This window comes from Cupriavidus sp. SK-3, from assembly GCF_000611145.1.
GTDB lineage: Bacteria > Pseudomonadota > Gammaproteobacteria > Burkholderiales > Burkholderiaceae > Cupriavidus.
The window spans coordinates 1-21487 of record NZ_JFJV02000137.1 but is presented as its reverse complement, the minus strand read 5'-3'; the positions used below and the strand labels follow the sequence as shown (position 1 = coordinate 21487).

21 protein-coding genes are annotated in these 21487 nt (G+C 62.5%); 13 read left to right on the top strand and 8 right to left on the bottom strand.

Annotation, left to right across the window (positions count from 1 at the left end; genetic code table 11):
- Positions 1-11: 11 nt before the first annotated feature.
- The 12 genes from CF70_RS14800 to CF70_RS14745 all read left to right on the top strand — a co-directional run bounded on the left by CF70_RS14800 (position 12) and on the right by CF70_RS14745 (position 12247).
- Entirely contained in the window at positions 12-2243 is a 2232-nt protein-coding gene (locus CF70_RS14800) for a tetratricopeptide repeat protein (RefSeq protein WP_035865817.1), read from the top strand.
- Complete coding sequence (gene rfbF / locus CF70_RS14795; protein ID WP_035865811.1) at positions 2240-3010, top strand: glucose-1-phosphate cytidylyltransferase; 771 nt, start codon at positions 2240-2242, stop codon at positions 3008-3010. Before CF70_RS14800 ends, rfbF begins: the two co-directional genes overlap by 4 nt.
- Positions 3001-4086 carry a CDP-glucose 4,6-dehydratase gene (gene rfbG, locus CF70_RS14790; RefSeq protein ID WP_200876752.1) on the top strand — a complete coding sequence of 362 codons (1086 nt, stop codon included), beginning with the start codon at positions 3001-3003 and terminating at the stop codon, positions 4084-4086. The genes rfbF and rfbG overlap by 10 nt, the downstream gene beginning before the upstream one ends.
- The gene (locus CF70_RS14785; RefSeq protein WP_035865805.1) at positions 4083-4634 is read left to right on the top strand and encodes a dTDP-4-dehydrorhamnose 3,5-epimerase family protein; all 552 of its coding nucleotides are present in this window, start codon (positions 4083-4085) and stop codon (positions 4632-4634) included. Before rfbG ends, CF70_RS14785 begins: the two co-directional genes overlap by 4 nt.
- Positions 4631-5869 (top strand): class I SAM-dependent methyltransferase, encoded by a 1239-nt coding sequence (locus CF70_RS14780; protein WP_035865801.1) that lies wholly within the window; start codon positions 4631-4633, stop codon positions 5867-5869. The genes CF70_RS14785 and CF70_RS14780 overlap by 4 nt, the downstream gene beginning before the upstream one ends.
- Positions 5856-6641, top strand: a complete 786-nt coding sequence (locus CF70_RS14775; RefSeq protein WP_051648465.1) for a WbqC family protein — start codon at positions 5856-5858, stop codon at positions 6639-6641. Before CF70_RS14780 ends, CF70_RS14775 begins: the two co-directional genes overlap by 14 nt.
- Positions 6642-6644: 3 nt before the next feature.
- Positions 6645-7364 carry a class I SAM-dependent methyltransferase gene (locus CF70_RS14770; protein WP_035865800.1) on the top strand — a complete coding sequence of 240 codons (720 nt, stop codon included), beginning with the start codon at positions 6645-6647 and terminating at the stop codon, positions 7362-7364.
- Positions 7361-8242 (top strand): NAD-dependent epimerase/dehydratase family protein, encoded by an 882-nt coding sequence (locus CF70_RS14765; protein ID WP_035865798.1) that lies wholly within the window; start codon positions 7361-7363, stop codon positions 8240-8242. The genes CF70_RS14770 and CF70_RS14765 overlap by 4 nt, the downstream gene beginning before the upstream one ends.
- The gene (locus CF70_RS14760) at positions 8239-9264 is read left to right on the top strand and encodes an ATP-grasp domain-containing protein (protein ID WP_152561816.1); all 1026 of its coding nucleotides are present in this window, start codon (positions 8239-8241) and stop codon (positions 9262-9264) included. The genes CF70_RS14765 and CF70_RS14760 overlap by 4 nt, the downstream gene beginning before the upstream one ends.
- Entirely contained in the window at positions 9245-9961 is a 717-nt protein-coding gene (locus CF70_RS14755; protein ID WP_035865795.1) for a metallophosphoesterase family protein, read from the top strand. The genes CF70_RS14760 and CF70_RS14755 overlap by 20 nt, the downstream gene beginning before the upstream one ends.
- A complete protein-coding gene (locus CF70_RS14750) occupies positions 9948-10730 on the top strand; it encodes a cephalosporin hydroxylase family protein (protein ID WP_035865792.1) in 783 nt (260 codons plus the stop codon). The genes CF70_RS14755 and CF70_RS14750 overlap by 14 nt, the downstream gene beginning before the upstream one ends.
- 287 nt (positions 10731-11017) lie before the next feature.
- Positions 11018-12247 (top strand): DegT/DnrJ/EryC1/StrS family aminotransferase, encoded by a 1230-nt coding sequence (locus CF70_RS14745; RefSeq protein ID WP_235185046.1) that lies wholly within the window; start codon positions 11018-11020, stop codon positions 12245-12247.
- A gap of 25 nt (positions 12248-12272) precedes the next feature.
- Here CF70_RS14745 and CF70_RS14740 read toward each other — a convergent pair whose 3' ends face one another.
- From CF70_RS14740 to CF70_RS14705, 8 genes are all read right to left on the bottom strand, one after another.
- Positions 12273-12575 carry an EscU/YscU/HrcU family type III secretion system export apparatus switch protein gene (locus CF70_RS14740; RefSeq protein WP_035865790.1) on the bottom strand — a complete coding sequence of 101 codons (303 nt, stop codon included), beginning with the start codon at positions 12573-12575 and terminating at the stop codon, positions 12273-12275.
- Positions 12572-13921, bottom strand: coding sequence for a flagellar hook-length control protein FliK (locus tag CF70_RS34200; protein ID WP_035865787.1), 1350 nt, complete (start codon positions 13919-13921; stop codon positions 12572-12574). The genes CF70_RS14740 and CF70_RS34200 overlap by 4 nt, the downstream gene beginning before the upstream one ends.
- Positions 13922-14045: 124 nt before the next feature.
- Positions 14046-14378 carry a flagellar protein FliT gene (locus CF70_RS14730; RefSeq protein WP_035865784.1) on the bottom strand — a complete coding sequence of 111 codons (333 nt, stop codon included), beginning with the start codon at positions 14376-14378 and terminating at the stop codon, positions 14046-14048.
- A 1-nt stretch (position 14379) separates the two neighbouring features.
- Positions 14380-14814 (bottom strand): flagellar export chaperone FliS, encoded by a 435-nt coding sequence (fliS, locus tag CF70_RS14725; protein WP_035865780.1) that lies wholly within the window; start codon positions 14812-14814, stop codon positions 14380-14382.
- A 17-nt stretch (positions 14815-14831) separates the two neighbouring features.
- Positions 14832-16316, bottom strand: a complete 1485-nt coding sequence (gene fliD / locus CF70_RS14720) for a flagellar filament capping protein FliD (RefSeq protein WP_035865778.1) — start codon at positions 16314-16316, stop codon at positions 14832-14834.
- Positions 16317-16362: 46 nt separating this feature from the next.
- Positions 16363-16713 carry a flagellar protein FlaG gene (locus CF70_RS38580; protein WP_035865775.1) on the bottom strand — a complete coding sequence of 117 codons (351 nt, stop codon included), beginning with the start codon at positions 16711-16713 and terminating at the stop codon, positions 16363-16365.
- 112 nt (positions 16714-16825) lie between these two features.
- Positions 16826-18064, bottom strand: a complete 1239-nt coding sequence (locus CF70_RS14710) for a flagellin FliC (protein ID WP_035865772.1) — start codon at positions 18062-18064, stop codon at positions 16826-16828.
- A 257-nt stretch (positions 18065-18321) separates the two neighbouring features.
- On the bottom strand, positions 18322-18645 hold the full coding sequence (locus tag CF70_RS14705; protein ID WP_035865769.1) for an RNA chaperone Hfq: 324 nt from the start codon (positions 18643-18645) through the stop codon (positions 18322-18324).
- Between the two features lie 950 nt (positions 18646-19595).
- Between CF70_RS14705 and CF70_RS14700 the strand changes: the two genes are divergently transcribed.
- On the top strand, positions 19596-21487 hold a 1892-nt coding region (locus CF70_RS14700), incomplete at its 3' end, for a methyl-accepting chemotaxis protein (protein WP_035865766.1).

The window sequence follows — 21487 nt, the reverse complement described above, 5'->3', positions numbered from 1 at the left end:
ACTCCTAAATCATGCAGAAGATCCATCTCGCGTCCCGAGTAACGCGCCACCTGACTCAGGCGAAGGCGAGCTATGCGGCTCAGCGCTTCCACGACTGCATCCGGCATGCCGAGCAGGCTGAGAAGATTGACCAGAATCATCCGGATACCTACTACTGGCGCGCGCTTTCCAACATGGCCCTCGGCGCCACCGTGGAGGCTCGCCTGATTGCCGACGAGGCGCTTGAGAAGTTCGCTGGCAACGCGGTGCTGCGGATCCTGGCGGGCGAGATCCTGATGGACCTCGGCCTCTACGAGCAGGCCAAGGCCCTCCTCGAGTCAGCGATAGGGATAGATCAGTCACTCTGGGCCGCCTGGTCTAACTACTCGGCGGTTTTGTATAGTCTGCAAGACTACTATGCCGCCAAGGACGCTGCGCTAAGGGCGCTGGCGCTGGCTCCAGCCAATGCAGGTGTCCTGTCGAACTACGCCAATACGCTGAAAGAAACCGGCGACGTCGCGGAAGCGGTAGCCGTGCTGCGCAAAGCCATCGCGCTTTCCCCGCGCAGCGAGCTGGTCCGGTTCAGCCTGCTGTTTACCATGCTGTTCGACGAGAACACCAAAGGGTCGGACATTCTGCGTGAGGCGCAGAGCTGCGCCGCGCTGCTGACCCCGCCGAGAGCTGCAAACAATCACCCGCCCAGGCCCAAGGATAGCGGACGTATTCGCCTGGGGCTGCTCTCTAACGACCTCTACGCACACGTCTGCGCCTATTTCATCATTCCGTTCCTGGCGAATATCGATCATTCCCGGTTCGAGGTGCATGTGTTCTCGTTGAACGGCCGGCAGGACAATGTTACGCAAAAGATTCAATACTATTCGGATCGTTTCGTCGACGTCTCTGGCCAGCCTGAGGGCGCGATTGTCGAAACCATTCGCGATGCCGCGCTGGATGTGCTGATCGACCTGGGCGGTTATACCCGCAATACGCCCCTGCGCTACATGGCATACCGGCTGGCTGCGATCCAACTCACCTGGATGGGATACCCGGGTTCCACCGGCATGCGCCAGATTGACTATCGGCTCACTGACTGGTCCACCGATCCTGCAGGCAATGAGGCCCATCACACCGAGCAACTGTTGCGCGCTCCGGTAGTGGGCGCAGTCTATTACCCCTTGGTGGTGCGGCCCCTGGCTGCATATGGCGCGGCATACCGGACCCGCGCCACCCCGGCGCTGGCGAATGGCTATGTGACCTATGGCTGCTGCATCAACATCGCCAAGATCAGTACCCGGACTATGCGGTTGTGGGGCATGGTGCTGGCGCGCTCTCCTGGCAGCAAGCTACTGGTGGAGTGCGCCGGGCTGGACAACGACGCGGTGCGCGTTCCCTTGCTTGGACGCATGACGCAGGCCGGCATAGACAGCGAACGGGTGATTTGCGTACCTCGGCGTAGCGAGAACCAGTACCTGATGTATCACAATATCGATGTCGTGCTTGATACCACGCCCATGACCGGCGGTGCAAATGCGTGCGACGCGCTGTGGATGGGGGTACCGATCGTGACGCTTTCGGGGCAGGCATGTCACGAACGCCTTGCCACGTCCTATCTGCATGCAGTGGGACTAGATGGGCTGATTTGCCAGACCGAGGCCGAATACGTTGATGTGGCCGCAGGACTTGCAGCCGACGTCGCACATCTCAATGCACTGCGCATGTCGATCCGGCCGATGTTCGAAGCCAGCCCTTTGTTCGATGCCGCCGGCTTCTGTCGATGGTTCGAGACGGAAGTGGCAGGTTGGGTCGGCTCGTATCGTCAACCGGGGCAGATTCAGCAAGATTCGGCCGATGGCGTTTTCTTCAACGGGCGTTGGCACCCCATGGAGGAGATCATCATCGCCGTGGTAGCCGCATTGCGTTCTGGAAACGACCAGGGACTGGAAAACCTCCTGGAAAATATCTCTGCAAAGTGGAGTAAGCACTGGCTGGTAGCCTATGCGCTATCCGAGTTCGCATATAGACAGGGAGACAAACAGGCCGCTCTGGATTTACTGATAGAGAGCGCGAGCTTGCGCAAGTACTCGCTGCCGCTGTACCGCCTATTGCTGGTGCGGCTCGACGAGTGCGGTCAGGACAAGACCGTGCTTGATGAGTTCCTGCAGCAGGCCTTTGGCCTGAATCTCGCCTATCTCGAAGGGCAGCCGGTGCCATCGATGTTCGAGATTGCCGGCATTCCGGATTTACTCGAGGAGGCGACGGCATGAAAGCGGTGATCCTGGCGGGCGGGCTCGGCACGCGCATCTCGGAAGAATCGCATCTGCGCCCGAAGCCCATGATCGAGATTGGCGGCAAGCCGATCCTCTGGCACATCATGAAGACCTACTCCCATTACGGGATCAATGACTTCGTGATCTGCCTGGGATACAAGGGCTACCTCATTAAAGAGTATTTCGCCAACTACTTTCTTCACATGTCGGACGTTACATTCGACATGGAGCATAACCGGATGGAGGTTCACCAACGCCATGTGGAGCCGTGGCGGGTCACGCTGGTGGAGACCGGCGAGCACACCATGACCGGCGGACGCATGAAGCGGGTGCGCGAATACCTGGATAACGAGCCGTTCTGCTTCACTTATGGCGACGGCGTGTCGGATATCGATATTCGGGCGCTACTCGAATTCCACGTCCAGCATGGCAAGGCGGCCACGGTGACTGCGATCCAACTTCCCGGGCGCTATGGCGCATTGAGCGTGAACGGTACCTCGGTGCAGGGCTTCCAGGAGAAGCCAGCCGGGGACGGTTCGTGGATCAACGGGGGATTCTTCGTGCTTGATCCCTCGGTAATTGACCTGGTCGAGGGCGATGCCACCATCTGGGAAGGTGAGCCGATGACCAGACTGGCTGCGCAGGGTGGCCTGCATGCCTATGCGCACGACGGGTTCTGGCAAGCCATGGATACGTTGCGGGACAAGAACTACCTCGAGAATCTTTGGGCGAGTGGCAATCCGCCGTGGAAGGTCTGGGCGTGAAACAGTTCGGCAATGTGTACTCCGGCCGCCGCGTACTGCTGACCGGCCATACCGGCTTCAAGGGCAGTTGGCTGGCGCAATGGCTGAGCGCGTTGGGCGCCGAAATCACGGGCTATGCCCTGTCGCCCACGTCCACGACCAGCCACTGGCAACTGCTGGACCTGCCGGTGACGGATCTGCGCTGCGATGTGCGCGACCAGCCGGCGCTCGACGCCGCCTTGCGGCAAAGCCAGGCGGAGATAGTATTCCACCTGGCGGCCCAACCGCTGGTGCGCCGGTCGTACCGTGACCCCCTCGAGAGTTGGTCGACCAATGTCATGGGCACGGCCAATGTGCTTGAGGCTTGCCGCCGCCATACCTGCGTCCGGGCAGTGGTGGTGGTCACCACCGATAAGGTGTATGCCAACCAGGAGTGGCCGTGGGGCTACCGGGAGAACGACCGCCTAGGCGGTTTTGATCCATACAGCGCCTCCAAGGCCGCAGCCGAACTGGTCGCGGCGAGCTATCGCCAGGCATTCTTCGTGCATGGTGGTGCGCCGCTGGTGGCAACCGCGCGCGCTGGCAATGTGATCGGCGGTGGCGATTGGTCCGAAGATCGACTCATCCCGGATCTTGTACGCGCGATTTCCAGCGGGCAGGCGCTGGAGATTCGTTCGCCACATGCCACGCGGCCGTGGCAGCATGTGCTCGACTGTCTCGCCGGCTATCTCGTGCTTGGGCAGCGATTGCTGGAAGGTGACAAGTCCTGCGCTACAGCCTGGAATTTCGGTCCTGCGGCACAGGACAATCGTACGGTCGAGTCCGTGCTCGAGTTGATGAAGCGGCATTGGCCCGAGTTGGCCTGGAAGGTGTCCGGTCTGCAGCAGGCTCATGAGGCGACACTGCTCTACCTGGACAGCTCGCAGGCCAGGGCCAGGCTTGGGTGGCAGCCGGTATGGAGCCTTGAGCAAGCGCTGGAGGCAACCGCGGCCTGGTATCGGGAGTCCCCGGCCTCTGCCGCGCTGGCCACGCGCCAGCAGATCTCGGGATATGTCGCAGCGGCCGCATCAGTTGACGCAAACTGGGTGCGCGCATGAAGGTGACTCCGATCGCCATCGGCGGTGCGGCGGTGGTCCAGTCCATGGCCGTGGCAGATCACCGCGGCGCATTTGCCAGGTTGTTCTGCGTCGACGAACTGGCGCAAGTGCTCGGGGGGCGGCAGGTGGTCCAGGCCAATCATTCGCGCACCTGCAAGGTAGGGGCGCTGCGAGGTTTGCACTTTCAGTCCCCGCCTCATGCCGAAATGAAGCTGGTGCGCTGCATACGCGGCCGGGTCTGGGATGTCGTACTCGACCTGCGCGCCGGATCGCCTACCTTCCTGCAATGGCATGGCGAGGAACTGAGCGCCGCGAACGCCCGCATGCTTGTGATTCCCGAGGGATGCGCGCATGGCTTCCAGGTGCTGGAGCCGGAAAGTGAGCTGTTATACCTGCACACCGCTAGCTATGCGCCGGAGGCCGAAGGTGGCGTGCGCTACGACGACCCTGCGTTTGGCATCCGTTGGCCCTTGCCGGTCGCGGAGGTGTCTGCGCGCGACGTGTCCCACCCCATCTTGAGCACCGGATTTTCCGGTATTTGCCTATGAATTGCCGTCACTGCAATACTGCGCTTGAACACGTCTTTCTCGACCTGGGGTTCGCTCCACCGTCCAATGCCTACCTGAGTGCTGCCGAGTTGCGTGCACCCGAGATGTATTTTCCGCTCAAACTGCATGTATGCGCGCGCTGCTGGCTCGTCCAGACCGACGATTACGCGCGTGCTGACGAACTCTTTCGCCACGATTACGCCTATTTCTCGTCCACTTCGCAGACGTGGCTCGACCATGCGGCCCGCTACGTCCACGAAGTTTCCCAGCGTCTTCGCCTGGGGGCAGATAGCTTCGTGATCGAAATTGCCTCCAACGACGGCTACCTGCTGAAGAACTTCGTGGCCGCAGGTGTTCCATGCCTTGGCATCGAGCCGACCGCCAGCACTGCCCAGGCCGCGGAACGCCTGGGTGTCCCGACCATGCGGGAGTTCTTCGGGCAAGCTCTGGGCGAGCGCCTGGCCGCGCAGGATAGGCAGGCCGACCTGATTGCCGGCAACAATGTCTTCGCGCATGTGCCGGACATCAACGACTTCACACGTGGGCTAAAGGCCGCGCTGAAACCAGGCGGGACGATTACGCTGGAGTTTCCGCATCTGATGCGCCTGATTGGGCAAAATCAGTTCGATACCGTGTACCACGAACACTTTTCCTATCTGTCCCTTTACACCGTGGAACGGATCTTCGCCAGTGCCGGATTGCGAGTGTTCGACGTGGATGAACTGCCAACCCATGGTGGTAGCCTGCGCGTTTACGGCTGCCATGCCGAGGACTCGCGCACACCGACGCCGGCGGTGGCGGAGTTGCTCGAAGCCGAGGAGCGCTTTGGCCTGCGGCGGCTGCCGACCTACCTCGGCTTTCAATCGCACGCAGACAACGTCAAGGACGGGCTCCTCGTGTTCCTGCTCGAGCAGAAGCGGGCAGGACGCAAAGTGGCGGCATATGGCGCTGCTGCCAAAGGCAACACCCTGCTCAACTATGCAGGCGTGAAGCAGGACTTGCTTCTCTTCGTCTGCGACGCCGCGGCGTCCAAGCAGGGAACATATTTGCCCGGCAGTCATATCCCGGTGGTCGAACCCGCGCGGTTGCGCGAGCACCGACCAGACGTGGTGCTGATCTTGCCATGGAACATCGCCGGCGAAGTGTCCTGCCAGCATGCCTATGTCCGCGAGTGGGGCGGACGCTTCGCCGTGGCGGTGCCCGAAATCAGGATGCTTGATCATGCCGGCGCTTGAGTTGTCGACGATAAGCACCGGCGCGCCGGCCCGCAGTCTGGTGGTGTCGCAGCCCATGTTCTTTCCCTGGGTTGGCATGCTTGAGCAAATCAAGCTGTGCGATACCTACGTCTTCTATGACGACGTTCAGTTCGCACGCGGCTTCTTCAACCGGGTGCAGGTCAAGACCCGGGATGGCGTGCGCTGGATGACTGTACCGCTGCGCGATCGGCATCGTGGCAGCCTGATTTGCGAGCTTGAGCTTGACGACAGCACCGACTGGCGAGGCAAGAATCGCGACATCCTGCGCCAGGCGTACCTCGGCACTCCTCACTTGCAGGACATGCTGGCACTGGTGGATCAAGTGTTCTCGGCGCCGGCTCAGCGCCTGTCGGACCTGGGACGCGCCTCCACCATGGCGCTGGTGAAGTACTTCGGGCTCGAGGCCGGCAGGACTTTCCTTGATTCCTCGGCGGTGGGCGTACCGGGAGAAAGCAGTCAGCGCCTGCTTGCGCTGTGCCAGCGGCTGAGCGCGACCCGCTATCTGACGGGCCACGGCGCCAGGCATTATCTGGATCACGCGCTATTTGAACAATGCGGTGTTGCGGTCGAGTACATGGCCTATCGGCTAAGTCCCTATCCGCAGCGCCACGGAGCCTTCACGCCCTATGTCACCGCACTCGACCTGGTTGCCAACTGCGGGAGTGACGGTGGCCTTTACATCTGCTCGGGCACCGAGTCATGGCGCAGTGTGTGCGTCGATGAGGCGCGAGCAAGCGCTGAAATGGAGTAAGCAATGAACCGACTAGATGCCGTTTCATCGGAGTATTTTCCCAACGCCGCGACGTCGCTGGAAAACGACCTGATCCTGCATTGGTATCCGCGCCGTATCACGCACCGCTTCGGCCGCTGCGATAGCCTGCTGGAGCTTGGCCTGGGCCACGGGTTCACCGCCAGGTGTTTCAGTGCACACGCCGAGAGGCATGTGATTATCGAAGGGTCTCCGCGCGTGATCGAACTGTTCCGCAGCAATCATCCGGATAGTCCGGCCCGGCTTGTCGAGGGATATTTCGAGGATTTCGATACCGACGAGCGATTTGATGTCATCGTAATGGGCTTCATTCTCGAGCATGTCGACGATCCCGGCTTGCTGCTGGCGCGCTATCGCCGCTTCCTCAAGCCGGGCGGCCGGATGTATGTGGCGGTGCCGAATGCCAAATCGATGAATCGCAGGCTTGGCCTGGAGCTTGGCATGATTGACGATATCTACAGCCTCAACGCCAACGACATCGCCTTGGGGCATCAGCGCCAGTTTTGCCGCGACACGCTGCGTGGCCTGCTGCACGAGCATGGCTACCAGGTATTGCACGAGGAAGGCATTTACCTCAAGCCGCTTCCGCTCGGCGTGCTGAAGACACTGCCGGACCTGGAGGCAAACCTGCAAGCCATGCTGAAGGTCGGTATCGATTTTCCGGACCTGTGTGTCGGCCTGTTGATGGAGGTGCAGCCAGTATGAAGACAGCCGTCGTTGTCGGCGCGACATCGATGCTGGGACGCCAGCTTATCGCCCGGCTTGAAGCGGACGGAGTAGCTGTCCTGACAGCGGGGCGAGCCGGGCAGGCCGCCATCGGACTGGACCTCGAATCCGGCTGGCTGGGGGGCGGACCGGATGCCTCGATGCGCGCCGACGTCCTCTTTCATTGCGCGGCGAGCTTCCTCGGTGACAGTCGCGAAGGTGTTCGCAAGAATTTTCTGGTGAACGCACTTGGCTGCCATTGGGTGCTGGATCTGGCCGAGCGGCTTCAATGCACGCAGGTGGTGAACGCAGGTAGCATCTTTTCGATCGATGGCGTGGATTCGGCGGGCGTGAACTCTTATGGTCTTTCCAAGGCCCAGGGGGAGCAGATTCTTGCCTGGGGTATGCATCGCCAGGGAGGCCGCTCCTGTACGCTGCGGCTGCCTCAGCTCTACGATGTTGCCGGGGAATGCGTGCGTCATCAGCCCTGGTTTGGGCGCATCATTGCCTATGCTGCGCGTGGCCTCGACCTTCGCATGCCGGCGTCAGCAGGAACGCGGAACTTCCTCCACGTGCAAGATGCCGCCGCCATGATGCTTGCGGCGGCGAAGCGCGGCGAGGACTGCACGATGGATGTCGCGCACCCGGAATCGATGGCCCACGAGCATATTGCCGCACTGGCGTACGAGATATTCGGCAAGAGCGGCAATGTGCTGTGCGCTCCAGAGAAGGCGCCATTCCGCGGCATTGCCGCGCCTAATGGACAAGCCGCTTTCGAGCGGCTCGATCTCGCGCCGGCCATATCGATGGCACAGGGCATTGCGTTGATCCGAGACGCCGGTAGCTGGGCCGCCTTCGGTCCATTGGACGTGACATGAGCCGAGATCCTGCTTTTGGCACTCGCAAGTCGCTGACGACGGTCGTTACCGGGGTTGGTGCGATCATTGGGCAAGGCATCGTAAAGAGCCTGCGGAGTTGCGGTGGGGCACCCCGGGTAGTCGGTGTCGATCGGAACGCGGACTCGATGGGGGCCTTTCTTTGTGATGCCTTTTATCCGAAGCCGCGTTGCGACGAAGAGGACGAGCGCTACCTGGCGTACTGGCGCGATCTCGTCGCCGGCGAGGGCGTTCGGCTCATCATCCCTGGCCTCGAGATCGACGTGGCGTATCTGGCCCGCCATCGCGCACAGTTCGAAGAGATGGGGGTGACACTTTGCCTCAATACGGATGAACTGATCGCGATGGGCCAGGATAAATGGGCGCTGGCGCAGGCACTGGGTCAAGCCCCGGCAGGGCTGGGCGCCCTCGCTATCCCGGCGCTGCTTGAAGGGGACTGGGCATCCTGCACGGCGCGGCTGGGGCCGCCGCCCCTTTTGATGAAGCCGCGTCATGGGAGCGCTGGCCGAGGCATCGTCCGGCTGGAGGATGAGGAGGACTTCCTGTACTGGCGACGCAAGTCAAGCCGGGAGTTCATGGTCCAGCGCATCGTAGGCAGTGACGACGAAGAATATACGGTTGGGGTGTTCGGTCTCGGCGAGGGCGATATGCTGGCGCCGATTGTGTTCCGCCGTCGCCTGTCAGCCGCCGGCAATACGGGTTATGCCGAAGTGGTGCGCGATGCCGCGATCGAGCGAGCGAGCGAGGCACTGAGCAGGCACTTCAGGCCGCTCGGCCCGACCAACTACCAGTTCCGCAAGGAAGGAGGACAGCCCTTCTTGCTGGAGATCAATCCGCGCTTTTCCAGCAGCACCTCTCTGCGTACCGCTTTCGGCTACAACGAAGCCGCCATGAGCCTGGAGTTCTACCTCCATGGACAGCGTCCCACGGAGCCGACGCCAACTGGCGGGAGGGCCTGGCGCTATTCCGAGGATCTTGTTACCCATGATCGGCATCCTGTCTGACATACACGGCAACCTGCCGGCCCTGAAGGCCGTCCTCGCGGCGGGCCGGGGGCTGGACTGCCGGCGTTTCATCTCTCTTGGCGACGTGGTGGGCTATTACGCGCAGCCTGGTGAATGCATCGACCTGCTGCGCGAGCACGAAGTACTCAACATCATGGGTAACCATGACCACTATATGGTCGAGGGCCTGGCGTGTCCGCGATCGCGCATGGTGTCCGAGATCATGACGTTCCAGCGCTGCGTGGTGACGCCGGCGCAGGTGGCGTGGCTGGCTCGTTCGATGCCGATGCTGATCGAGGGCGACACCCACTTTGTGCATGGGGGGGCGGAGGACCCGCTGGACCAGTATCTCTACCGGGTCAACGAGGACTCCATACCTGCACAGGCGCGCAGGTTGTTCTCCGGGCATACACACGTGCAGGTACTGGCGGATTTCGGCGCCAAGCAGTACTGCAACCCGGGCTCGGTGGGTCAGCCGCGCGATGGCGATCCGCGCGCCGCCTTCGCGGTGTTGGGGGATGATGAGGTGACTCTGCACCGCGTGCCATATGACATCGACGAGACGGCGGCGGCCATGAAAGCAGCTGGCTTTCCCGCGCACTATTCAGAGTGCTTGTATATAGGTGCCCAGATAGGTGGGCGTATCGACAAAGTAATCATTGAACGAAATACCGGAGATCATGATGGGCCCAATTGAAGCATTCCAGAACGAAGTCAAAGAGAACATCCGCGTGCTCGGAAGCGACCCCGCTTTGCGCGCCGGTTCGCGCGAGTGGATGTTTTCGGTCGCCGAGGGCAAGTACTCCTACAACTTCAGCTGGCTGGGCAGGCCGATTATCCAGGTGCCACAGGACATCATCGCGATGCAGGAGTTGATCTTCCGTATCCAGCCGGACCTGATTATCGAGACCGGGATAGCGCACGGCGGCTCGCTGATCTTCTCGGCGTCCATGCTGGAGCTCAACGCGATTTGTGGAGGCCCGCAGCATGCCGAGGTGCTTGGCATCGACGTCGATATCCGTGCACACAACCGCGAAGCGATCGAAGCGCACCCGATGGCGCGGCGGATCACAATGCTGCAAGGATCAAGCATCGATCCGGAGATCGTCAGACAGGTCAAGGAGAAGGCCAGCGGCAAGGCGCGGGTGCTCGTATGCCTGGATTCCAATCACACGCATGCGCACGTCCTCGCGGAGTTGCAGGCATATGCACCCCTGACCACGCCCGGAAGCTATTGCGTGGTGTTCGACACCGTGGTGGAAGACCAACCGGAACATCTCTCCAGCGCGCGACCGTGGGGCAAGGGCAATAACCCGAAGACTGCGGTATGGGCCTATCTTGAGGGTATTGAACGTGAGCGGACATTGGCTGCGGACGGTGATCCCCTGCGCTTCGAGATCGACCGGCAAGTCGAGGACAAGCTCCTGATCACGGTCGCGCCGGACGGTTATTTGAAGCGAGTTTGATGCGGCTGCCGGAACGGGTTTGCAGGAATCCGCAGGTCGTGCCACTTGTGGTCGATGCAACGGACGTCGGCTATGCCAGTGCACTCTACGGAGCGGGTCCTTTCTGGTAACTACCTTGCCCGGGGTGCCGACGGCAATAGCGCATATCAAATGCTTCGTCGGCAGGAATGCGCACTTGGAGGACGAAGTTGGCAGGGGCGTGCGCCGGCGGCACCGCCTGCCTGCACGGAGCGCGTCTGCGTTGGAATGGTCCCGTGGCGCATGCCGCAATCTCTCCATATTCCTGCGTGGCGGGGCAGGAATATGGAGTTCTTCTTACTTTAAGCGCGCCAACGCCGCAGTCATGGCGCGCTACTCTCAGGATCCCGATCATCATGAAGCGTCTTTTTGTCTCTGGTCCGTCGATCACCGAAAGAGAGATCGCCTACGTTACCGATGCGGTGACCAACGCCTGGTACGCTGACGCCAATCTCTACAACGAGCGCTTCGAGCGTGCCTTCGCCGAGTATCATGGCGTGCGCTATGCTGTTTCGCTGCCCTCGTGCACGTCGGCGCTGCATCTTTCCTTGTTGGCGCTGGGCGTGGGCCCCGGGGACGAGGTGATCGTGCCGGACTGCACCTGGATCGCCAGCGCGGCACCTGTCAGCTATGTCGGCGCGACCCCGGTGTTCGCCGATATCGATCCCGATAGCTGGTGCCTGTCGGCAGCGTCCTTTGCAGCATGCATCAGCCCGCGTACCAAGGCGGTAATCCCGGTCGATCTGTATGGCAACATGCCCGATTATGAGGCCTTGCAGGCGGTGGCGCAGCGGCATAACGTCGCCATCATCGAGGATGCGGCGGAAGCTGCGGGATCGCGCTATCGCGGGCAGCCCGCCGGAACACTTGGCGTGACCGGCACCTTTAGTTTTCATGGTTCGAAGACGCTTACCACCGGCGAGGGCGGGATGCTGATCACCGAGGATGAGGCGGTCTATCGCCGTGTGATGGTACTGCGTGACCATGGTCGCCGGCCTGGCGACACGATGTTTGAGAACCACGAGGTTGGCTACAAGTACAAGATGAGCAGCATGCAGGCTGCGCTAGGCTTGGCCCAGATCGAGCGCGCTGAGGATCTGGTGGCGCGCAAGCGCGAGATCTTCGGTTGGTACCGCGATGAATTGGCCGGTTGCGAGGAAATTGTGCTGAACAGCGAGGCGGATGACGTACGCAACACCTACTGGATGGTGACGGCGATCCTCCCGGCCCGTCTTGGTGGCAAGGCCGCCGTGATCCGCCGGCTTGGTGAGCAGGGGATCGACTGCCGTCCGTTTTTCAGCCCGCTCAGCAGTCTCGATGCCTATGCCGCTACCGCAGCGGCGGAGTGCGCGCGCGAGCGCAACAAGATTGCTTATGGCTTGGCGCCACACGGCATCAACTTGCCATCGGGACTCAACCTCGAGCGGGCGGATGTCGCCAGGGTAGGGGCAACTGTGCGCGCGATCCTGGCCGCGGGATCGATGCAGGTCGCCGCCTGACGCTTGGCGTGGTGGCCACGATGTATTAGGGTGCGGCCGGGCGGAGCGAAGCGGCTTCCGCCTGCTCGTTTTCCAGCCGGTATAGCCAGGCCAGCAACTCGGCCACCGCAACGTAAAGCTGCGGCGGGATATGCGAGTCCATGTCGACCTGCATCAACAGGCTGACGAGGGCGGGAGAGTCATGTACGTAGACTCCGCTTTCGCGAGCGCGCGCGATGATCGACTCGGCCACAACGCCGTAACCCTTGGCCACCACTCGCGGGGCCGCATCTTTTTCGTGGTAGGACAGTGCAATCGCTGCGCCGCGGGGCGTGTCGGCTTCGCTCACGTGGCACCTCGCGATGTCGTCGGCGTTCCGGTGCTTACCGTGAGCTGTACCAAGGGGATGCCGCTGGCCGCAAGCTTGCCATGCAGTTGTGCGCGTGCTTCATCAAATCGTTCGGCCACGGCCGGTTCAGGGGTCACCAGTCGCGCTTCGAGGCCGGCGGGTGTGATCGACAGGCGTGCCTCGACCGTACCCAGTTCCGGCAACTGCAGCAGCAGGCGTGTCGACCAGGCTTGCGCGGATACGCCGGCTCGCGTCTCGCCCTCGTCCACCTGGCGGGGGGCGATCTCCCATGCCATGCGCGTGCCCGGCCACGCCTCGCCGATCCAGCGGAACTGCTGAGTAGCCAGCAACTCAAGTTGCCGGCGGACCAGATCTTCGGTAGCGGGGTGCACTGCGGGAGTGTTCTGTCCGGTGTTGGCTGGCTGGCTTCCCGGCTCGCGATCGAGACCAGACGGCGAGCGCGCCGTCTGGTGCGTTAGCTCGCCGGCTCGCGCTATGGTCTCGTAGGCCTGGGCGGCGTGCAGCGGGGCGGTGGGTGCTGGCGGCACAGTCTGAGGCCTGTGCGTCTGAGCGGGCGAAGAGGCCATGGCGTCCTGTCTGGCCTGCGCGGGTTCGTCAAAGGCAGATAGACCGGATGACGGCGGTTGGGCATCGGCCTTGTCGACGGATAGCGCCGACAAGGCCGTCGGCGGCTTCGCCACCGCGAGCTCCGCGTCAGCCAGCGTGCTTGCCGTTGCGTTCGGCAGGGTTGCGGTATCGGGGGATGCTGCTGCGGCGGGCTTGTCCACAGGTGCTGGCAACAGGAGCGGGCCTGCCGGGGGGGGCGCGGCGCCGGACGCGTTGTCTGCTGTTTGCGTGGGGCGGCCCAACAATGCCTGAGGTTCGCTCTGCACTGCGGCAAGTGAACGCGCACCGCCCAGCCAGGCTGCCAAATGCGATTCATAGAACAACCCGCTCTGCCCAACCAGCTTGGAGAGTGCGGATGGCAGCATGGCAACAGTCTTGCCTGTGGGTGGCGCCGGCAATAGCAATCCGGCGGCGCGCGGTACGCTCTCTCCCGCCCTGTCGAGCAAGTCGAGGATCGTGCGGGCGGCGAAACTCAGCGTTTCCCGGGTCGAGGCGGCAGGAACCAAAGCGCCGCCGATATTGGCGCTTGATAGTCCCGCGGTCGGTCTGCCCTGGACAGCGGTGCCGGTGGTATCGCTTGTACTGCGCGCCAACGTCTGCGCGACATCAGGGACCGGCAACAGGGCTGCCAGTTTATTGATTGGGAGGTTCGAGCGCACTGACTGTGTCTCGGACCGCTGCGATAGGGAGGCATCGGGAGGCAGGATCAGGCCGGTCATGATGCTAGCGGGAGTGGCGTGGAGCCGTGAGGGCAGCGCAACTCGCGGCGACCTGCCGCTGCAAAGAGCGAAGGAGGCCGGAGGAAGGGGAAGGGAGCAAGCGCGGGCTGGCGCGCGAAGGCTTTCAGACAGTCACGCCGTAGGCGTGACTGAGCTCCTGCCGGCGCCGGGAGCTGCCCAGCAGTGCTTCCAGTCTCGCCATCTGAGGAACCACAAGCTGGCGGATCGATGCATCGTGCGCAAGAATGCGTTCGAGCATGCCGTAGCGGCGCGCGCGATCGTGCGCCGACATCGTGGTTTGGGGGCCGAGGCGGCGCAATTGCTCGACCTCGGCTACGTAGACCTGCTGCAAGTCGCTCATGGCATCCCAGTTCCCCGCTCGTGCGGCTTCCAGCATTTGTTCGGAAAGCAGGAGCAGTTCTTCATAGTGGCGCGCGACCATGTTCACGGCTTCCATCCTAGTTCTCCACTGCCGGGACAGGCATCTCGGTCGCCGCAACTGATGGGGGGGCTTCAGCGATCTGCGCCCAGGCCGACGCAAGGCTTTCGAGCAGACCATCCACTTCTGCCAGCAGCCCCGCGTCGCTGCGCAGGTTGGCCAGCATCAGCCGGCGCGACATGTAGTCGTACAAGGCTTCCAGGTCAGCTGCGATCTCGCCACCCGCATTGTGATCAAGTGCCGCGCGAAGGCCGTTGTCGATAATGTCAATGGCCTTGGAGATTGCATTCCCCTTGCCCGGGATATCGCCGGCATCCATATGGAATCTCGATCGGGCAATTGCTGCCCGCGCCCCATCGAACAGCATGACGATTAGCCCGTGAGGACTGGCGCTCATGGCCCCGGTCTGGACACCGACCTGAGCGTAGGCATTGATGGCGTTGCGCGCGTACATGAAGCTCGGCTCCAGGGTTAGGACTTGTTCGACGTGTTGTTCATCGCACTGAACTGCTGCGTCAGGTAAGTGCTGGTGTTCTTCATCTTCGCCATGATGACGTCGAGTTGCGTGAACTGCTGGCGGTAGTTGGCGATGGTAGCGTCGACACGGTCGGAAGTCGACGAATACTGATCGCTCAGGTTCTTCAGTGTCCGACTGATGCCATCAGTGGCGGAGGTCAGGGCACCTTTGCTGTTGGTGAGCGACGTGATCACGGTGCTGATCTGGTTGCCGTAGCCGCTGGTACCGTCGGTATTGCCGAACAGGGCTGCCACGCCGCCCGGATTTGCGGTCACGGCGCTGTTCAGCTTGGTGGTGTCGAGCGCCAGGGTTCCGTCGGTCTGGAACGATATGCCGACTTGCGACAGCGTGGTGATGGCGTTGGTGCCGCTCCCGGACTGCGGGGTGTTCAGGACACTGCGCAATTGGTTCTGGATGATCCGCAGTACGTTATCGCCTGTCAGCGGCGAGGATGTCTTGGTGCCGGGGTCGTAGGCCGACAGGCTGGCGGCGGACTTCTGCAGGTTGTTGTAAGCGGTGACGAAGCCCTGCACGCCGTTCTGGATGGAAGCGTTGTCGCGCTGCACCGTGACGTTCGAGGTGCCGGTCTGCGCGAGCGACAGCGTCACGCCCTGCATGGCTTCCGTGACTTGGTTGCTGGGGCTTTGAATGGCAATATTGTTGACCGTCAGTTGCGCATTCTGCGCCGTAACGGTCTGCTGCAGATTCTGCACGCCGGCACCGGCCGGATCGTAAGCGAGCAGGTCGGACAGTCCGGTGCCACCGTCAGTCGGTGTGACCGACAGGCGCATGCTGTTGGTTGCGCCGGTGTTGTTCGAGTTGAGTACCAGGCGGTACGGTGTGCCCGTGCCGTCGTTGATGATGCTTGCGGTGACGCCGGCATTGGCTTTGTTGATGGCGTCGCGCACACCCTGCAGCGTGTTGTTGCTGTTGTCGATGGTGATGTCGAAGCCCGTCGAGCCTGCGTTGGCCGTGTAGGTGGCGCCTGCGTATTTGCCAAAGTTGGCTTTGGTGGGATCAGTGCCGAGCGTGCCGCCTGTGATCGCGCCGAAGTCGATATGGATCTTGCCGGTGCCGATCGCGCTGGTTTGGCTGGCTTGGCCATTGCTCACCAGCGACTGGGCTTGGGCCAGGGCAGTGACATTGACGGCGTAGACGCCGGCCGCGGCAGTATTGCTCCCGGTCGCGCTGAGGATGGCCGTATTGCTGGAAGCAGCGGTGGTGCCATTGAAAAAGCTCGGCTTCGACAGCTGATTGGCAGCCGCCTGAAACGCTGCGAGCATGCTCTGCATCTGGCCATAAGCCGACAGCTTGGTCTGGTAGCTGGCTTGCTGTTGCTTGATCGCTGCCAGCGGAGCCTGTTCGGACGTGGTGAGGTTGTCCAGCAGGGTGGAGAGATCGAGGCCGGAGCCGACGCCCAGGTTAGAGATTGTTGCCATGCTTTATTCTCCAGGAGAGTCTTATTTCAATCTAATTTTTACCCGGTCAGGCAGTCTGGCGCACGAACAGGCCTTGCAGTTGCGACATTGCATCGGCAATTCGTACCACCTCTTCGGTCGGGATCTGGCGGATTACCTCGCCGCTATTCTTGTCTATCACTTTGGTGACCACGCGGTGGGTGATGCTATCGATTTCGAACTCGACGCTGACGGAAGCCGAGCGCAGCGCCTTGGTCAGGCGTTGCATGGCCGCATCCAGGTTCGCCGGCAACTCCTTGCTCTCCTGATCTGGCGTGTCGGGCAAGGTTTGCCCTGTGGCGGGCGCGACTGCCCGCCGGCCTGCGAGGTCAGGCTGTAGGGCGGGCGGTACGGACGACGTCGGAGCGACAGTAGCCATGATCGTCTCAGCTCGGTGGTTTCGAAATGCTTTCCCAGAGCCATAGCCCTGGGGAAACACTCCATGCCAGAACCGGGCGCGGGGCCCGGTCCTGGTGCTACGCGTCGATCAATTAACGCAGCAGCGACAGCACGCCTTGCGTGGTCTGGTTAGCTTGTGCCAGCACCGAGGTACCAGCTTGTTGCAGGATGTTGGCGCGGGTCATGTTCGACACTTCCGTTGCGTAGTCTGCATCCTGGATGCGCGAGCGCGACGACGACAGGTTGGTAATGGTCGTGCCCAGGTTGGAGATGGTGGAATCCAGGCGGTTCTGGATCGCACCCAGCGAGCTGCGCAGGCTGTCGACCGTTTTCAGCGCGGCGTCCATCGTGGCCAGCGGGTTGGCCGAGGCGCCGGCGGTCAGGCTGCTGGCGGTCAGCTTGCTGGTGTCGAAGGAGAATTTGGCGGTGCCGGGCGTGGTCGCGGTGTCGGCCGAGGCCGGGTCCAGTGCCACGTAGGTGTACATCGTGGCGCCGGAAACGGCAGTGCTCATGCCTTGATTCTTCAGGGCTTGGGCTTCGGCTGCAGTCGACGGCGTGATGGCGACCTGGGCAAACCAGTTGCCATTCTTGTCGACAACGGCGTTCGCGCCGATGGCGACGCTACCGGAGCCGATGCCCAGGGTCGTGGCCAGCGTGCCGGCGGTCTTTTCCGTGACAGCGCTGGCGCTGACGTTGGTCGTCGAGCCGAAGGCCTTCGTAAAATCAGCTGCGGCAGCATCGGCCACGCCGACCATGTTGGTCGTGCCGTTGAACGTTGCGGCGCCGTTAGCCTGCGGACCGTTCACGTTGAAGCTTTGCAGGCCAAGGGTCTTGGTGCTGATTTCCTGCAGGTTGACGGCGATGGTCTGGCCGTCGCTTGCGCCGACCTGGATGTTGATCGGCTTGGCGGTCGAGGACAGCACCTTCACGCCGTTGAAATCGGTCTGTTGCGACAGACGGTCGATTTCAGACATGCGTTGCGTGATTTCGTCCTGGATCGACTTCAGGTCGGAAGCCGAGTTCGAGCCGGTGGATGCTTGAACGGACAGCGTACGGATACGCTGCAGGTTGTTGGTGACTTCGGTCAGCGCGCCTTCAGTCGTTTGCGCCAGCGAGATGCCGTCGTTGGCGTTACGCTGAGCCTGGGTCAGGCCGTTGATGTTCGAGGTGAAGCGGTTGGCGATCGCCAGGCCAGCAGCGTCGTCCTTGGCGCTGTTGATGCGCAGGCCCGACGACAGGCGTTGAATGGCGGTGTTCAACGACGATTGCGAGGCGTTGAGGTTGTTCTGAGTCATCAGAGACAACGAATTGGTATTGATGATTGACGCCATGGTACGACTCCTAGTTGCAGTGATTTACACAGTCCGGCGGCTGCCGTAACGTTGGCTGACTGCGTTGCAGTGCGTGTAGTGCCTCCGTTGTTAGGGTTATCGACCGGGGCGGGAAAAGATTTAGTGTGATCTTTGGGTCAATGTTCAGAAGTTTTTTCGCGGATAGCTTCGGGGCGGCTCTGGGGGTGGCCTGTTGCGGGCAGGCCCCTCGAATGAAAGCGGCGCCGCTTGTGTGCGCAACCGGATGCGTGGCCTGCCTATCTGCGCTTGCGGGTCCGCGGCGTATACAAACTCACAAATTCCGGCGAAGTCTCCGCCCCGGGTACCGCCGCCATGGCCTCTGGCGCATGGGCGGGCGTGATCACGGCAATGGCGTGCTTGTAGACGACTTGCGGCTGCGGGTCCTGGGGCGATTCCGCAAGCAACACCATATAGTTGTCGGTGTCCACGATCACGCCGTGAAGGCGAATGCCGCTCGACAGGTGTACGACGACAGGGCTGTGGCTGGCACTGAGCGTGGAGAACTGCAGCTGTTGCAGCTTCCTGCTCGGACGGGTGATCCTGGTTTCCTTCTTGTTCACAACGTCTCCGGAAGAGCCCGCACGGGTTCTGGCGGCTGGCAAGGGCCCAATATATGGGCCCGGGCAATAGGGGGGTTACAGCACGGCCTGGGGCGGGCTGCGGCGTGGCCTGGGTGCGGCGGGGGATGAAACATCCGCTCTCTGTGCTGGCGCTGGATCTGGCTGCATGGATCACGTCCGGCCCCGGCGTGTGTCCGGGCGGTGGCTCCGATGCTGCCCCGCAAACGTTGGCGGTAGGGGGCGCCGGAAGAGAAGGGGGGGTACTTCAGGCGCGAGAGTAACAAAATTTTACAAATCGGAACGGTTGGGGGGCGCACCTGGGATAGAGCGTTTCCTCTGATAAAACTCTTGCGTCACAATGCTGTGGTTTGCTTTGTTTGCACTTGTGCGGCAAGTCCCAACGTCACCTGCGCCCGCAACCCCCGTTCAGCATAGGTTTGCGGACGACAGGGTGACCCTGGCCTGCAGTTGCGATGCTTCCCATGCTAAGCATTCGTCACAATAATGACGTCTTTGGCACTTTTCCTATCAGTGTTATCCCTGATAGAAATTGGATTTACACCTCATGTAAGCAGGTTTATATTCGCTAACGAGCCTTTCGGCTCATAGCAGTCCTGGAAAGCCTACGAGCACCCCGCGCGTGGGCTTCTTTTTTTGCGTACCCACTTGTTTTGTTGTGCGCCTTTGGCTGCATGCGCCGCTGGCAGCACTTCAGAGCGCCTGGTTAACATTAGACGACAGGTCGCATCCCGCCAATCGTTCGAATTGCCGGGCTTTTCCCCCTCATATTTCCTTTTGTTCCCGTATTTTCCGTTTTCTTCGGAAATGTCTTAACTTAGCCCTCAAGCTTGCCCCGCTCCCTGCCGTTAAGCCCGCGGTGCGGCGTCGTCCCGGAAATCTGTCCAGGGCGCGGAAAAGCGCGCGCGACGAGAATAAAAGGAGCCGGGAAGATGCGTTGGTTGCGAAGCTTTGGCATTGGGGCGCGCCTGACGGTGGCGTTTTCGCTGGTGGCGTTGCTGCTGGTTGCTGTGGCGGTGCTGGGCATGACGTCCCTGCGCACCATGAACGAATCGATGCGCATCACCGTGGAGGGGCGCTTGTTCAAGGTGCTGGATATCGAGCGCGTCAAGCAGGATGCGTTGCGGATCGGCATTCTGGTGCGCGATGCCACCATGAACGAGGACCCGGTCGCGGTAAAGCGCAATGCCGAGCAGATCGCGGGGCTGCGCGAGAAAATGGGCACCACGCTGGATGAACTTGGGAAGTGGCTGTCCACGTCCGGCAGGCCGGAGACCCGGGAGTTGTATCGCGGGCTGACCGAGGCACGCGCTGCCTATAACGGCCAGCTCGACATGGTGCTGCGCCAGTTGCAGGGTGGCGAGTTCGATGGTGCACGCAGCGCGCTGGTGGCGACGCTGCCGGCGGCGCAGGCACCATATTTCGACAAACTGAGCGAACTGACCGAGACCGGACGCAAGGTTGCGCTGGCTGCCGTGCAGGAGGCGAACGCCAGTTATGAGACAGCCCGCAACCTGCTGTTGGGCCTGGCCGCCGTCGCCGTGGCCCTGGCGGCGGCCCTGGGCATCGGCATCACGCGCTCGATCACGCGGCCGGCGCGCCATGCGCTGGAAGCGGCACAGGCGCTGGCGCAGGGCAACCTGACGTACGCCATCAAGGTGCAGAACGATGACGAAATGGGCCGCATGCTGGGCGCGCTGGAGCGCGCTTTTGGCCAGTTGGCGGCACTGGTGCACGGCATTCAGGGCGCGACCCGCTCCATCGGTGGCGCTACCCGGGAAATCGCCAGCGGCAATACCGATCTTTCCCAGCGCACCGAAGAACAGGCGGCCTCGCTTGAGCAGACCGCGGCCTCGATGGAGCAGCTGACCTCCACGGTCAAGCAGAATGCCGCGAACGCGCGCCATGCCAACGAACTGGCGGTGAGCGCCTCGGGCGTGGCGATCGAGGGCGGGCGCGCCGTGCGCGGCGTGGTCGAGACCATGCAGCATATTTCGCAATCGTCGGCCAAGGTGGCCGAGATCGTGGGCGTGATCGAGGGGATTGCCTTCCAGACCAATATCCTGGCACTGAACGCAGCGGTGGAAGCCGCCCGTGCCGGCGAGCAGGGGCGAGGCTTCAGCGTGGTGGCGGCCGAGGTGCGCAGCCTGGCCCAGCGCTCTTCGTCGGCAGCCAAGGAAATCGGGCAACTGATCAGTGGCTCGGTGGGCCAGGTGGCCCATGGCGCCAAGCAGGTAGAGGACGCGGGCCGCACCATGGACGATATCGTCGGGGCGGTGAAGCGCGTGACCGACATCATGGGCGAGATCGCCGCCGCCAGCGAAGAGCAGTCGTCCGGCATCGAGCAGGTCAACCTCGCCATCAGCCAGATGGAAAGCGTGACGCAGCAGAATGCCGCGCTGGTGGAGCAGGCCGCCGCCGCCGCCGAGAGCCTGCAGCAGCAGGCCGCCGGGCTGGTGGATGAAGTGTCCCGCTTCCAGGTGGCTCCGGAGGAAGCGCACGTTGCGCAGCCGCGCCAGGCGGTGCGGGAACCGGCGCGCATGCCGGTGCCGCAAGCGGCACCGGTAGCACGCGTGGCGCCGGCCGCGCGGCGTCCGGCGCCACATCCTTCCGCTGGCGCCAAGAGCCATCCGGCGGCACGCCAGGGCACGGCGCGCCCGGTCCGGACCAGCAGTGCCGCACCGGCGAAGCCAGCCGTGCAGGTAGCGCCTGCAGCACCTGCAGCAACCGCGGCCCCGGCCGCTGGCGCCAAGGCAGCCACCCGGCCCGGGGTGGCGGCACCGCGCACCGGCGCGGCCGGCGCTACGCGCGCGCCCGCACTGCC